This is a genomic window from Pantoea agglomerans, assembly GCF_020149765.1.
In the GTDB taxonomy this organism is placed as follows: Bacteria; Pseudomonadota; Gammaproteobacteria; order Enterobacterales; family Enterobacteriaceae; genus Pantoea; species Pantoea alvi.
Window position 1 is genome coordinate 2,679,809 of the sequence record NZ_CP083809.1, and the last position, 13,477, is coordinate 2,693,285.

Consider the following 13,477-nt stretch of genomic DNA (forward strand, 5'->3'; position numbering starts at 1 on the left):
GGCCAGGGCTCTTTCAACTAAAAAGCACGGCTATACTCTATGCTAAAAATAGCGCTTTGCCAGAGAACAATAAGGAAATCGAGATGAGAAACAAAGCCTTTGCGCTGCTGCTTCCCGCCGCGCTGCTGCTCTCCGCCTGTAGCACGGTAGAGCCGGTGATTAAGGACAACGGCCCTCGCACCGCGCCCTGCGTTGAGGGCGGCCCCGACAGCGTCGCGCAGCAGTTTTACGATCTGCGCGTTCAGCAGCCGACGCCAGGCCTGCCGGGCAGCGATCGGCTGGCGAAATATCGTCCCTACCTGAGCGAGCGCCTCTATCAGGCGCTGCAGCAGGCGAACGCGCAGAGCGGCAACGCCACTGCCCCGTGGCGCAGCGGCGATCTCTTCTCCAGTCTGGCGCAGGGGCCGACCGCCGCCAGCGTGGCGGACAGCTCTACCATCCCGAACCGCGACGCGCGCAATATTCCGCTGCGCGTCGAGCTGAGCCGCGACGGCAAAAGCTGGCAGGATGAGGTGCTGATGATCCGTGAAGGCACCTGCTGGGTGGTGGATGACGTACGCTACGTCGCCGACTGGGCGCATCCGGGTGGCGGCACCCTGAGCCAGACGCTGGAGCAGGCGAAAAAATAATCTCTTCCCCGGCGCGCCGCTCTCCTGCGGCGCGTCTCTTTTGCGCCTGCGCCGCCCGGTTACGCAGCCTGCCGCTAAGTGGCGCGATTTTGTGCTACGCTTTACCTGCTTCGCTGCAGTTTAATAAATTTTAACCCACTCCATTTGCATAACTATTCTGGTGCGGTTAAGATTCGCGGCACTAATGGCTATTCAAAATTTGCGCATGAGTATTCAACTAAACGGGATTAACTGCTTTTACGGCGCCCATCAGGCGCTGTTTGACATCAATCTGGATTGCCCGCAAGGCGAAACGCTGGTGCTGCTCGGCCCAAGCGGCGCGGGGAAAAGCTCACTCCTGCGCGTGCTTAACCTGCTGGAGCAGCCTCGCTCGGGCAGCCTGAAAATCGCCGGTAATCATTTCGACTTCAGCAAGACGCCGTCCGATGCTGCCATCCGCGAGCTGCGTCAGAATGTCGGCATGGTTTTCCAGCAATATCATCTCTGGCCGCATCTCACCGTGGTGCAGAACCTGATCGAAGCGCCGTGCCGCGTGCTGGGCCTCAGCAAAGCAGAGGCGCGCGCGCGCGCCGATAAGCTGCTGGATCGCCTGCGCCTGACGCCCTATGCCGACCGTTTCCCGCTGCACCTTTCTGGCGGCCAGCAGCAGCGCGTCGCCATTGCGCGCGCCCTGATGATGGAGCCGCAGGTGCTGCTGTTTGACGAGCCGACCGCCGCGCTCGATCCGGAAATCACCGCGCAGATCGTCAGCATTATTCGCGAACTCGCCCAGACGCACATTACTCAGGTCATCGTGACGCACGAAGTGGAAGTAGCCCGTAAAACCGCCAGCCGCGTGGTTTATATGGAGAACGGTCATATCGTGGAACAGGGCGATGCCAGTCGATTTACACAGCCGCAAACCGAGGCGTTTGCACATTATCTTTCGCATTAAGTCAGGAAGCTCCCAATGAAAAAAATCGTACTTGCTGCACTGCTTGCTGGTCTGAGCCTGAGCGCGTCGGCGGCCCAGACTATTCGCTTCGCCACCGAAGCCTCCTATCCGCCGTTTGAGTTCGTCGACGCCAGCAACAAAATCCAGGGCTTCGACGTTGATCTCGCCAATGCGCTCTGCAAAGAGATGAACGCCACCTGCACCTTTACCAACCAGGCGTTTGACAGCCTGATCCCGAGCCTGAAGTTCCGCCGTTTCGACGCGGTGATGGCCGGTATGGACATCACCCCCGAGCGTGAAAAACAGGTGCTGTTCAGCAAGCCCTACTATGACAATTCCGCGCTGTTTATTGCGCAGAAAGGCAAAGTGGCCGACGTGGCCGCGCTGAAAGGCAAGCGCGTCGGCGTGCAGAACGGCACCACGCACCAGAAATACCTGAACGACCAGCATGCCGATATCACCACCGTGCCTTACGACAGCTACCAGAACGCGGTGCTGGATCTGAAAAACGGCCGTATTGATGCGGTGTTCGGCGACACGGCGGTGGTTAACGAATGGCTGAAGCAGAACGCCAGCCTGGCGGCGGTCGGCGATAAGGTTACCGACAAAGCCTACTTCGGCACCGGTCTCGGCATCGCCGTGCGTCAGGGCAACACCGATCTGCAGGCGAAGTTCAACGCCGCGCTGGAGAAGGTGAAGGCCGACGGCACCTATAAAACCATCTACAGCAAATGGTTCCAGCAGTAATTAACCATGAGTGAGTTCTATCCTCTCGCCAGCGCCGCCGGCATGACCGTCGGCCTCGCTGTTTGCGCCCTGATCGCCGGCCTTGCGCTGGCGATGATTTTCGCCGGCTGGGAGTCGCTGCGCATCAAGCTGCTGGCGTGGATCGGCACGGCGCTGGTGACCTTAATTCGCGGCCTGCCGGAAATTCTGGTGGTGCTGTTTATCTATTTCGGCGCCTCGCAGCTGCTGCTGGTGCTCTCCGACGGCTTTACCCTCAATTTCGGCCTGTTTCAGCTGCCGGTGCAGGTTGAGATCGAGAACTTCGACGTCAGCCCGTTTCTGTGCGGCGTTATTGCGCTGGCGATCCTCTACTCCGCCTACGCCTCGCAAACGCTGCGAGGTGCGCTGAAGGCGGTACCGCAGGGTCAGTGGGAGTCGGGTCAGGCGCTGGGCATGAAAAAGTCCGCCATCTTCCTGCGTCTGATTATGCCGCAGATGTGGCGTCACGCGCTGCCCGGACTGGGCAACCAGTGGCTGGTGCTGTTAAAGGATACCGCGCTGGTGTCGCTGATTAGCGTTAACGATTTGATGCTGCAGACCAAAAGTATCGCAACCCGTACCCAGGAGCCCTTTACCTGGTTTTTGATTGCCGCAGCCATTTATCTGGTGATTACGCTGCTGAGCCAGGCGGTGCTGCGCCGTATTGAGCTGCGCACGACGCGGTTTGAGCGGGGGAACGGCTGATGCTGAGCTACTTACCTGAGATTCTGAAAGGGCTGCATACCAGCCTGACGCTGACCGTCGCGTCGCTGCTGGTGGCGCTGGTGCTGGCGCTGCTGTTTACGGTGGTGCTGTCGCTGAAAACGCCGCTGCTTAACCCGCTGGTGAAAATCTATATCACCCTGTTTACCGGTACGCCGCTGCTGGTGCAGATCTTCCTGATTTACTACGGTCCCGGCCAGTTTCCCAGCCTGCAGAGCATTCCCTGGCTCTGGCACCTGCTGTCGCAGCCGTGGCTGTGCGCCATGCTGGCGCTGTCGCTAAACAGCGCCGCCTATACCACGCAGCTCTTTTACGGCGCGATGCGCGCTATCCCGTCAGGCCAGTGGCAATCCTGCGCCGCGCTGGGGATGAACCGCAAGGATACGCTGCGTATTCTGCTGCCCTATGCGTTTAAGCGCGCCCTCTCCTCCTATTCCAACGAGGTGGTGCTGGTGTTCAAAGGGACCTCGCTCGCCTACACCATTACGCTGATGGAGGTGATGGGTCATGGCCAGCTGCTTTACGGCCGCACCTACGACGTGATGGTGTTCGCCGCCGCCGGACTGGTCTATCTGGTGGTGAACGGCCTGCTGACGCTGATGATGCGGCTGATAGAGCGACGCGCGCTGGCTTTTGAGCGCAGAAGTTAATATCCAGGCGAGCAATGCTCGCCTTTTTAATTTTTTACTCACAAATATTGCATAAAGATTCATTTACTGGCATCGTGTCAACCATTCCGCCTCTGGTATGGTTTTCAGGAGTTATACAGTGAAAAAATGGATCCTTGCCGCCGCGCTGGCGACGCTGACTCTAAGCGCCCACGCGGCGGATACCCTCCGTTTCGCCTCTTCCGCGACCTATCCCCCGTTTGAATCGCTGGATCGCGACAATCAGATTGTGGGATACGATATCGATCTGGCCAAAGCGATCTGCCAGCAGCTGCAGACGGAGTGTACCTTTACCAACAACGCCTTCGACAGCCTGATCCCTTCGCTGAAGTTCCGCCGCTTTGACGCGGTGATCTCCGGTATGGATATCACCGAGGATCGCAGCAAGCAGGTCGATTTTACCCAGCCCTACTACGCCAACTCCGCTATCGTTATCGCGCGTAAAGGCAAGTTTAGCGATTTTGCCTCGCTCAAGGGCAAGCGTATCGGCGTTGAGAACGGCACGACGCACCAGAAATATCTGCAGGAGAAGCATCCTGAGATCGTCACCGTCGCCTATGACAGCTATCAGAACGCGATTCTCGATATGAAAAATGGCCGTCTTGACGGCGTGTTCGGTGATACGGCGGTGGTGAACCAGTGGCTGAAAACCAACGCTGATTTAGCGCCGGTAGGCGAACACGTGACGGATAAGGCTTACTTCGGCACCGGCCTGGGCATCGCGGTGCGCAAAGGCAACGACGCGCTGCGCGACAGGCTGAACGGCGCGCTGGCGGCGCTGAAGAGCAACGGCACCCTGCAGCAGCTGAATCAGAAGTGGTTCCCTGAGTAACCCGCAGCTATGGGCCAGCGGACAGGCGTCCGATCGGTTCTGCATCGTTCCTGGATCTGATGCTCAGGACGCTGGCCCACCCTCCTCTTCCGCGCGGCGGCGCGTCAGCAGGCACAGCACTTCGAAGTGCGCGGTATGTGGAAACATGTCGAACAGCTGCACGCGCGTCACGCGATAATCTGCCAGCCGGGCGATATCCTGCGCCATGCTCTCGGCATTACAGCTTGAATAGAGAATGGTCTCCGGCGCCATGCGGCTGAGATAGTCGCAGAGCGCCGCGCCAATGCCGCGCCGCGGCGGATTAACCAGCACCAGGTCGGGCACCGCGTCGCGCCCGGTAGCGAAGGCGGTCGAGTCCAGCGCGGCGAAGTTGACCTTTTCCAGCCCCAGCATCTCTGCCGAACGCTGCGCGCAGGCGATCGCCTCGGCGCTAATCTCAATGCCGGTCAGCTGCATCTGCGGTGTGGCGCAGTGCAGGCCGAAGCCGCCGACGCCGCAAAAGAGATCCCACATGCTGCTGATGCGCAGCTCGCTGACCCAGTCGCGCGCGGTGGCGTAAAGCGCAGCAGCGACCTGCGGGTTGGTCTGGAAAAAGCTTTGCGGACGGATCCAGAGCGGCACCTGATTGAAATTCTCCGCCAGCGACTGTGACGGCGTCAGGGCTATTTCCTCATCCCCTTCCAGAATTGCCATATGCACCGGCTGAATATTCGCCGAGATAACCTTTAGCTGCGGCAGCTGCTGCTGCAGCCAGGGCAGCGCGGCGCGCAGCTGCTCCAGCTTTTCACGGGAGCGCAGCACAAAGCGCAGCATCATGCCGCCCTGCGTGCTCTCGGTGAGCAGCAGAAACTTCAGCTCGCCGCGCCTGCGCGCCACGTTATAGGGGGTAAGGGCCGCCCGGGCGATAAAGGGCTTTAGCGCGGCGAAAACCGGCGCGAAGCTGGCGGGATAAAGCGGGCAGGCGCAGAGATCCACCGCGCTGCCGTCGCGCTGCACCATGCCCAGCACCGGCCGCTCGACGCTGCCGCTGACCACCATCTTCGCCTTGTTGCGAAACGCCTGCTGCGCCGAGGTGACCGGCGGCAGCCACTGCCCGACCGGCTGCTGCGCCAGCAGCGCCTTCAGCCGCGACTGCTTGTCGCTGAGCTGCTGTGAATAGGGTTTTTCCAGCCACTGGCATGAGCGGCAGCGGTCGGCGTCATAGAGCGCGCATTGCATGGGGTAAGGCCTGTGTCATTCAAGGGGGTCGGGCGGAGCGCGATTGTATCACCGCTTGCGGAAAAATGCGCGGCTGGCGGTCGGCACAAACAGCAGCCCAAGCACCAGCAGATCGGGCAGCTTTTGCATCAGGGTATGGTGAATGATCTGCGCATTGCTGGCGCCGCTGATGCTGAAGATCTCAGGATAGATAGTGCCGGTCGACGCCAGCAGCATATAGAACAGCACTACCGCCTGAGTGATGGCGAAGCCCCAGCGGCCGCGGTTGCTGCCGCGCAGCAGCAGAAAGGCGCAGCGCAGCTCATAGAAAAAGATCAGCTGGCTGGCGATAAAGATAAGGGTAGAGTCCCAGGCCTGCGCGCTGCGATGCACAAAATTGACGATCTCCTCAACACCCAGCTCGTTCGCCAGCATCAGCACGCTCAGACAGCGCGTGGCGATAATGGCGATGCCCGCTACCGTGACCGGCACGGGGGCAAGAGAGAGAAAATCGCCTTTTTTCAGGGTTTCGGACATGGCCAGGCTCCATCACTGCACGCAGACGGGCGGAAAAATCCGCCCGCCTTTATAGTGGCAAAGATCAGTGATTTCAGCCACGTCTGGCCTTCTGAATATCGCGAATCCGCTGCTTTTCTTCATGCGCCATCCAGCGCCAGGCGATAAAGCCCACCAGCCCGACGACGAACAGGATCAGCGACGCCAGCGCGTTGATCTCCGGGTTAACGCCGCGCCGCACGGTGGCGAAGATCGCCATCGGTAAGGTGGTCGCGCCCGGCCCGGTGACAAAGCTGGCGATCACCAGATCGTCCAGCGACAGGGTAAAGGCGAGCAGCCAGCCGGTGACGATCGCCGGAGCGATCATCGGTACGGTAATCACAAAGAAGACCTTGAGCGGCGTCGCGCCCAGATCCATCGCCGCCTCTTCAATCGAGCGATCCAGCTCGCGCAGGCGCGAGTTGATCACCACCGCCACATAGGCGGTACAGAAGGTAACGTGCGCCAGCCAGATGGTCAGCATGCCGCGATCGCTCGGCCAGCCAAAGGCGTTACCCATGGCGACGAACAGCAGCAGCAGCGACAGGCCGGTGATCACGTCGGGCATTACCAGCGGCGCGGTCAGCATAAAGGCGAAGCCGGTGTGCCCGCGGAAGCGGCCAAAGCGCACCACTACCACCGCGGCCATCGTGCCGAGCACCACCGCCATGGTAGCGCTCAGCGCGGCGATGGTCAGACTTAACCCGACCGCATCCAGCATCGCTTCATCCTGGAACAGCACGCGATACCAGTGGAATGAGAAGCTCTCCCACACCGTTACCAGCTGCGAGCTGTTAAAGGAGTAAACCACCAGCAGCAGCATCGGCGCATAGAGAAACAGGAAGCCGCAAAGCAGAATGGCGGTGCGCCACGGCGAGCGAATCGCAGGCAGCTGATTCATTCCTTCTCTCCCATTTCACGGTTTTGATGCTTATGGAACCAGACGATCGGCAGGATCAAAATCAGCAGGATAATCACCGCCAGCGCCGAGGCGACCGGCCAGTCGCGGTTGTTGAAAAACTCCTGCCACAGGATGCGGCCAATCATAATGCTGTCCGGTCCACCGAGCAGTTCCGGGATCACGTACTCGCCCACCGCCGGGATAAATACCAGCATTGAGCCGGCGATAATGCCCCCTTTGGTCAGCGGCACGATAACGCTGAAAAAGGTTTTCAGCGGCTTCGCGCCGAGATCGAGCGAGGCCTCTACCAGCGAATAGTCGATGCGCGTCAGCGCGGTATAGATCGGCAGCACCATAAACGGCAGATAGCAGTAAACGATGCCGATATAGACCGCCGTGTTGGTATAGAGGATCACCAGCGGATGGTCGATAACCCCCAGCCACATCAGAAAGCGGTTCAGGATGCCGTTGTTATTCAGCAGCCCCATCCAGGCGTAGACGCGCACCAGAAACGAGGTCCAGGAGGGCAGGATCACCAGCAGCAGCAGGATGGTGCGCATTGAGGGCTTGCTGTGCGCCACCGCCCAGGCGAGCGGGTAGCCGACCAGCAGGCAGATCAGGGTCGAGATCGCCGCCACCTTTAGCGACTGCAGGTAGGCGTCCACGTAGAGCGGATCGTCGGTCAGCGTCAGGTAGTTGCCGAGATTAAGCACCAGGTTGAGCTGATCGTCAGCCCAGCTGATCAGCTCGGTATAGGGCGGGATGGCGCGCGCGATATCGGCAAAGCTGATTTTCAGTACGATTAAAAACGGCAGCAGGAAAAAGAGCACCAGCCAGAGGTAAGGCAGCGCGATCGCCAGCTTGCGGCCGTGGCGCATTTTCATGCGCGTCGCCCAGCGCTGCAGCGGCGTACCCGCCAGCCGTGCGCCCGGCGGTTTGCTTGGGTGAAAGAGTTGACTCATTGCGTCTCCTTAGGCCGTCAGAACCACACAGCTGTCAACATCCCAGCAGAGGCGGACTTCATCGCCCCAGGTTGGCTGCCCTTTGCGGAAGCGGTGGGCGTTCTGCAGCTGGGCGCTGATCATCTGTCCGCTTTTCAGCCGGACGTGGTAGATAGAGAGATCGCCAAGGTAGGCGATATGCACCACTTCCCCCACGGCAAAGTTGTAGCCATCCGCCGGAACCTCCTCGCACAGCATCACTTTTTCCGGGCGCAGCGCGACGTGAACCGGCACGTTATCCGGCACTGACACATCGGAATCGACCTTCAGCGGATGCACCAGCCCCGGGCTGTCGATCACCAGACCATTTTCCTGACGCTCGCGCAGCATGCCGCTAAAGACATTCACCGAGCCGATAAATTCGGCGCTGTAAACGGTGGTCGGATGCTCGTAAATCTCTTCCGGCTCGCCGATCTGCACAAACTTGCCGCGGTTCATAATGGCGATGCGGCCCGCCATGGTCATCGCCTCTTCCTGATCGTGCGTCACCATGACGCAGGTCGCGCCGACGCGCTCCAGAATATCGACCACCTCAAGCTGCATGCGGTCGCGCAGCTTTTTATCCAGCGCGCCCATCGGCTCGTCGAGCAGCAGCAGCTTGGGGCGTTTCGCCAGGCTGCGCGCCAGCGCCACGCGCTGACGCTGACCGCCGGAAAGCTGATGCGGCTTGCGCTTCGCATACTCCTGCATATGCACCAGCGCCAGCATCTCCTGCACGCGCGCGTTGATTTCGCCCTTCGGCAGTTTGTCCTGCTTCAGGCCGAAGGCGATATTCTGCTCCACCGTCATATGGGGAAAGAGCGCGTAGGACTGAAACATCATATTGACCGGGCGCTGGTAAGGCGGCACGTGGGAGAGATCCTGGCCGTCCAGGACGATCTGGCCGCTGGTCGGCGGCTCAAAACCCGCCAGCATGCGCAGCAGCGTCGATTTGCCGCAGCCCGAGGCGCCGAGCAGCGCGAAAATTTCGCCTTTATAGATGGTCAGGCTGACATCGTCCACGGCGTGCTGGCCGTCGAACGATTTGGTCAGGTTGCGGATCTCCAGCAAGGGCGTTAACGCCTTTGCGGTTTTAGGTTGGGGACGAGGGATCGCGTCGTTCACTAACAGTCACTCCGGTCTACGCGGAACGGCTAAGCCAGCCGCAAAAAAAGGAAAACAGAGGCCAGCGCAGCGCCTCTGTTCCAGGTTGTAAGCTTACGAAATAAAGAGCCGCTTATTTTCCGCTTTTCACTCGAGTCCATGCGCGAGTGCGCGCGCGATCCAGCTTCGGATCCTGCACCTTCAGCACGAACAGCTTCGACATCGCTTCCGGCGTCGGGAAGATGCCCGGATTGTTGCGGATATCGGCATTGATCAGCGGCAGCGACGCCTTGTTACCGTTAGCGTAGGACATCTTGTTGGAAACGTCGGCAATCACTTTCGGATCCATGATGTAGTTCAGCCATTGATAGGCGGCGTCGACGTTTTTCGCATCTTTCGGGATCGCCATCATATCGAAGAAGGCGAGCGCGCCCTCTTTTGGCACGCTATAGGCGAGATGCACGCCGTTTTTCGCCTGCTCAGCGCGGTTTTTCGCCTGCAGAATATCGCCAGACCAGCCAATAGCAACGCAGGTGTTGCCGTTCGCCAGGTCGTTGATGTACTGCGAGGAGTGGAAGTAGCGGATGCTGGGACGCAGCTTCAGCAGCAGATCGGTCGCCGCGCCAGAGTAATCTTTGGCGTCTGAGCTGTTGGGATCTTTACCCAGATAGTTGAGCACGGTGGCAAAAATCTCTTCCGGCGCGTCGAGGAAGGAAACGCCGCAGCTCTTCAGCTTTTCAAGGTTTTCCGGCTTCAGCACCAGATCCCAGCTGTTAACCGGCGCGTCGGCGCCCAGCGCAGCTTTCACCTTCTCGACGTTATAGCCGATGCCGGTGGTGCCCCACAGATAGGGAATCGCATATTTGTTGTCTGGATCGTGCTGAGCAACCTTTTTCATCAGCTCAGGATCGAGATTTTTGTAGTTCGGCAGCTTGCTCTTATCCAGCGGCTGGAAGACGCCGGACTGCAGCTGGCGCGCGAGGAAGCTGGAGGATGGCACCACCACATCGTAGCCGGTGCTGCCCGCCATCAGTTTGCCTTCCAGCACTTCATTGGAGTCGAAGACGTCGTAGACCACCTTAATACCAGACGCCTTTTCAAAATTCGGCACCGTGTCCGCCGAGATATAATCTGACCAGTTATAGACATGCAGCGTTTTATCTTCCGCCATCGATCCTGCAGAGGCGACCATCAGTACGCCGGTAACCGCAGCTGACAACCATTTTTTTTGATTGAACATCTTTTTATTTCCTCCTGAGCGGATCGTTACAGGCTGGCTAAAGCGGAACCCAGCGCTGCGAGCTGTGCGTCAATTCACAGACACAATGAATCAATATTCATTGAGAGTTTAATAGTAAAAACTGATACCTGCGCTGCGAATCCACGTCTTATGCAGCCCCGCAAGAATAGCCTCGCTACCCTGTCGCTACCATACCCCAGCGTAAAAAACGCCTTTTAGCGACAGGTTATGCATGTTTGTGCTATGTGGTCTGGCAGGAACGGCACAAACCACGAGAAATATCTGGCAGTAAAGGGCAAAATGCAGAATAAAAAATGGTGGGCCGGAAATGAAAACTGCCGCATAAAGCGGCAGTTAAAACGGGTCGGAAAAGGGGCTGTTCTAGTGCAGCAGCGAGTGGCTGAAGCTCACCGGCGCGCGCTCTTCTTCTTCGCCCATCATCAGCAGATTATTGGCGAAGGCTTCCATAATCACCATGGAGACCTGCTCTTCGCTCTGCTTCATAAAGCTGGCGAACTGGCCAAAGGTCAACCCGGCGCTGGTCGCAAGGGACTGGCAGACAATTAGCTTCGGCAGATTGTCGTCCTGAATGTCGACAAAGGCTTTTACCGTTAGCGAACTGGCGTTGATCTGCGACAGATCGCCGACCAGCGGGATCAGCGCTGTTGGCTTTACCTCCGCCAGCGCGGAGAAGAGAATAACGTTGTCGACCAGATCGATTTTGGCGTCGAATACCCCATCGAAATTTTGCATGTGCGGCAGATGAAGTGCCTGACAGGCATCACATTCGAACCAGGTGATATTTTGCTGATCCAGCCAGCGACGCAACAGGTCGATATCCGGAACGACAAGAGAATCCATCGTAGTGTCCCAAGGGGTGAATAAACAGGCGACTAAGCTTACGGAAAAAATGCGCATGACGCTACGAAAACCGCTGAAAAGCGCGCGTCAGCCGCCGGTTTTAAGACTGAAACCGGGCAAAGCGTTGCGCTCTATCCAGTCGATCATCCGCCCGGCGATATCGATGCCGGTACGGGTTTCGATCCCTTCCAGGCCAGGCGAGGCGTTAACCTCCATGACCAGCGGCCCGCGCCGCGCGCGCAAAATATCGACGCCCGCCACGTCCAGTCCCAGCGTCGCAGCCGCTTTAACCGCGATGGCGCGCTCCTGCGGCGTAATCTCTACCGGATGCGCTTTGCCGCCGCGATGCAGGTTAGAGCGAAAATCGCCCTCTTTCGCCTCGCGTTCAATCGCCGCGACCACTTCGTCGCCGATCACCAGACAGCGCACGTCCCGTCCCTGCGCTTCCTGAATAAACTCCTGCACCAGAATATTCGCGTTAAGGCCGCGGAAGGCGTCGATAACGCTCTCCGCCGCCTGCCGCGTCTCCGCCAGCACCACGCCGATACCCTGCGTGCCTTCCACCAGCTTCACCACCAGCGGCGCGCCTCCCACCATGGCGATCAGATCCTGCGTATCGTCCGGCGACGAGGCGAAGCCGGTTACTGGCATATCGATGCCCTGACGCGCCAGCAGCTGCAGCGAGCGCAGCTTGTCGCGCGCGCGGGCGATCGCCAGCGACTCGTTGAGCGGGTAGCTGCCGCACATCTCGAACTGGCGCAGCACCGCCGTGCCGTAAAAGGTGGCGGCGGAGCCGATGCGCGGAATAACCGCGTCGAAATGGCCGAGCGCCTCGCCGCGGTAGTGCACCGCCGGCGACGCCGGGTTGATATTCATGTAGCAGGAGAGCGGATCGATAATTTGAATCTCATGCCCGCGCTGCTCGGCAACCTCACGCAAGCGTCGGCAGGAGTAAAGTTGCCCGTCGCGCGACAGGATAGCGATTTTCATTATCGATCCTCTTCAGCGTTAGCGCGTCGCCCAGCCCTGCTGGTGCAGGTAGTCGAGCATAAAGGGGCGCGTCTCTTTTACGATCAGACGCTGAATCAGTTCGCTCCAGGTCTCGCTGCGCTGATTGCTGTCGCGCTGCTCGTAATAGATCTCTGTGCGGCTGTCGTAATCGGCCAGCACCTGCGGATCGATCGGCTGATAGCGGTTTTCATGCACCAGCATCGCGTGGGGCAGGCGCGGCTTAAGGTCGGGCACGGCAGCGGGATAGCCGATGCAGAAGCCGAACAGCGGCAGCACGAATTTCGGCAGGCCGAGCAGCTCAGTAACCTGCGCGATATTGTTGCGGATACCGCCGATAAAGACGCCGCCCAGGCCGAGAGATTCGGCGGCGACCATGGCGTTCTGCCCCATCAGCGCGGTATCGACGCAGCCGAGCAACAGCTGCTCGGCGCGGCCCAGCTGCGCATCGGGACAAATCTGCAGATGGCGGTTAAAGTCGGCGCAGAATACCCAGAACTCCGCGGCGTCCGCCACCCACTGCTGACCGCCAGTCAGCGTAACCAGCTGCTGACGCAGCGCAGGATCGGTGATGCGAATAATCGAAGAGCACTGCAGAAAGCTGGAGGTGGACGCCGATTGCGCCGCGGCGATAATCGCCTCACGCTGTTCTGCACCGATCGCCTGGTCGGTAAAGGCGCGAATTGAACGGTGGCTGCACAATAGATCGATAGTCGGTGTCATTAAGGTCTCCGGCGAGTCTCATTTTTATTAACGGTGCGACCAAACAGCTGCGGCGCCATCGCTTGCGCGGTGCGCCATATCATCAGCCAGGCGGCGGGCAGCATCAGCAGAATACCGATAATCAGCAGCGCAGTCGCCAGCGTCTTGCCGTCAGCATTCGCGGGCAGCGGCAGCCAGCGGTTGGCCAGCAGCAGCGCGCACAGCGTCAGCAGGCCGCCGAGCGCTTCCATGATCAGCAAGGCTTTGGGTAAACGCGCCACATTGGTCATCAACATTCTCCTGGGTCGCACCGGGCTTAGGCCGTCAATTATGGTCAAGGTTCAAAAACTTGCATAGACGACGCGCATCAGACTAACA

At 59.4% G+C, this 13,477-nt stretch carries 16 protein-coding genes; 6 read left to right on the plus strand and 10 right to left on the minus strand.

Annotated features, from left to right (window positions below; translation table 11 throughout):
- The first annotated feature begins 83 nt into the window (after positions 1 to 83).
- The 6 genes from LB453_RS15575 to LB453_RS15600 all read left to right on the plus strand — a co-directional run bounded on the left by LB453_RS15575 (position 84) and on the right by LB453_RS15600 (position 4,551).
- Entirely contained in the window at positions 84 to 629 is a 546-nt protein-coding gene (locus LB453_RS15575) for a lipoprotein (protein WP_103795332.1), read from the plus strand.
- A gap of 205 nt (positions 630 to 834) precedes the next feature.
- Positions 835 to 1,563, plus strand: a complete 729-nt coding sequence (artP, locus tag LB453_RS15580; protein WP_103795331.1) for an arginine ABC transporter ATP-binding protein ArtP — start codon at positions 835 to 837, stop codon at positions 1,561 to 1,563.
- 15 nt (positions 1,564 to 1,578) lie between these two features.
- Complete coding sequence (gene artJ / locus LB453_RS15585; RefSeq protein ID WP_103795330.1) at positions 1,579 to 2,310, plus strand: arginine ABC transporter substrate-binding protein; 732 nt, start codon at positions 1,579 to 1,581, stop codon at positions 2,308 to 2,310.
- A 6-nt stretch (positions 2,311 to 2,316) separates the two neighbouring features.
- On the plus strand, positions 2,317 to 3,033 hold the full coding sequence (gene artQ / locus LB453_RS15590) for an arginine ABC transporter permease ArtQ (RefSeq protein WP_103795329.1): 717 nt from the start codon (positions 2,317 to 2,319) through the stop codon (positions 3,031 to 3,033).
- Positions 3,033 to 3,701, plus strand: a complete 669-nt coding sequence (artM, locus tag LB453_RS15595) for an arginine ABC transporter permease ArtM (RefSeq protein ID WP_103795328.1) — start codon at positions 3,033 to 3,035, stop codon at positions 3,699 to 3,701. Before artQ ends, artM begins: the two co-directional genes overlap by 1 nt.
- Positions 3,702 to 3,819: 118 nt before the next feature.
- Positions 3,820 to 4,551 carry an arginine ABC transporter substrate-binding protein gene (locus tag LB453_RS15600; protein WP_103795327.1) on the plus strand — a complete coding sequence of 244 codons (732 nt, stop codon included), beginning with the start codon at positions 3,820 to 3,822 and terminating at the stop codon, positions 4,549 to 4,551.
- A 63-nt stretch (positions 4,552 to 4,614) separates the two neighbouring features.
- Here LB453_RS15600 and rlmC read toward each other — a convergent pair whose 3' ends face one another.
- The 10 genes from rlmC to LB453_RS15650 all read right to left on the minus strand — a co-directional run bounded on the left by rlmC (position 4,615) and on the right by LB453_RS15650 (position 13,389).
- Positions 4,615 to 5,769: a 23S rRNA (uracil(747)-C(5))-methyltransferase RlmC gene (gene rlmC / locus LB453_RS15605; RefSeq protein WP_103795326.1), complete on the minus strand. Its 1,155-nt coding sequence runs from the start codon at positions 5,767 to 5,769 to the stop codon at positions 4,615 to 4,617.
- Positions 5,770 to 5,817: 48 nt separating this feature from the next.
- Complete coding sequence (locus tag LB453_RS15610) at positions 5,818 to 6,285, minus strand: YbjO family protein (protein ID WP_103795325.1); 468 nt, start codon at positions 6,283 to 6,285, stop codon at positions 5,818 to 5,820.
- Between the two features lie 73 nt (positions 6,286 to 6,358).
- The gene (gene potI / locus LB453_RS15615; RefSeq protein WP_103795324.1) at positions 6,359 to 7,204 is read right to left on the minus strand and encodes a putrescine ABC transporter permease PotI; all 846 of its coding nucleotides are present in this window, start codon (positions 7,202 to 7,204) and stop codon (positions 6,359 to 6,361) included.
- The gene (gene potH, locus LB453_RS15620) at positions 7,201 to 8,166 is read right to left on the minus strand and encodes a putrescine ABC transporter permease PotH (RefSeq protein ID WP_103795323.1); all 966 of its coding nucleotides are present in this window, start codon (positions 8,164 to 8,166) and stop codon (positions 7,201 to 7,203) included. Before potH ends, potI begins: the two co-directional genes overlap by 4 nt.
- A 9-nt stretch (positions 8,167 to 8,175) precedes the next feature.
- Entirely contained in the window at positions 8,176 to 9,309 is a 1,134-nt protein-coding gene (potG, locus tag LB453_RS15625) for a putrescine ABC transporter ATP-binding subunit PotG (protein ID WP_158253390.1), read from the minus strand.
- A 112-nt stretch (positions 9,310 to 9,421) separates the two neighbouring features.
- Positions 9,422 to 10,528: a spermidine/putrescine ABC transporter substrate-binding protein PotF gene (gene potF / locus LB453_RS15630; protein WP_103795321.1), complete on the minus strand. Its 1,107-nt coding sequence runs from the start codon at positions 10,526 to 10,528 to the stop codon at positions 9,422 to 9,424.
- Between the two features lie 381 nt (positions 10,529 to 10,909).
- Complete coding sequence (locus LB453_RS15635) at positions 10,910 to 11,389, minus strand: YbjN domain-containing protein (RefSeq protein ID WP_033789230.1); 480 nt, start codon at positions 11,387 to 11,389, stop codon at positions 10,910 to 10,912.
- An 87-nt stretch (positions 11,390 to 11,476) separates the two neighbouring features.
- Positions 11,477 to 12,379 carry a 30S ribosomal protein S6--L-glutamate ligase gene (gene rimK, locus LB453_RS15640; RefSeq protein WP_103795320.1) on the minus strand — a complete coding sequence of 301 codons (903 nt, stop codon included), beginning with the start codon at positions 12,377 to 12,379 and terminating at the stop codon, positions 11,477 to 11,479.
- A gap of 18 nt (positions 12,380 to 12,397) precedes the next feature.
- Complete coding sequence (nfsA, locus tag LB453_RS15645; RefSeq protein ID WP_103795319.1) at positions 12,398 to 13,120, minus strand: oxygen-insensitive NADPH nitroreductase; 723 nt, start codon at positions 13,118 to 13,120, stop codon at positions 12,398 to 12,400.
- Positions 13,120 to 13,389, minus strand: a complete 270-nt coding sequence (locus LB453_RS15650) for a DUF1418 family protein (protein ID WP_103795318.1) — start codon at positions 13,387 to 13,389, stop codon at positions 13,120 to 13,122. Before LB453_RS15650 ends, nfsA begins: the two co-directional genes overlap by 1 nt.
- Positions 13,390 to 13,477: the final 88 nt, after the last annotated feature.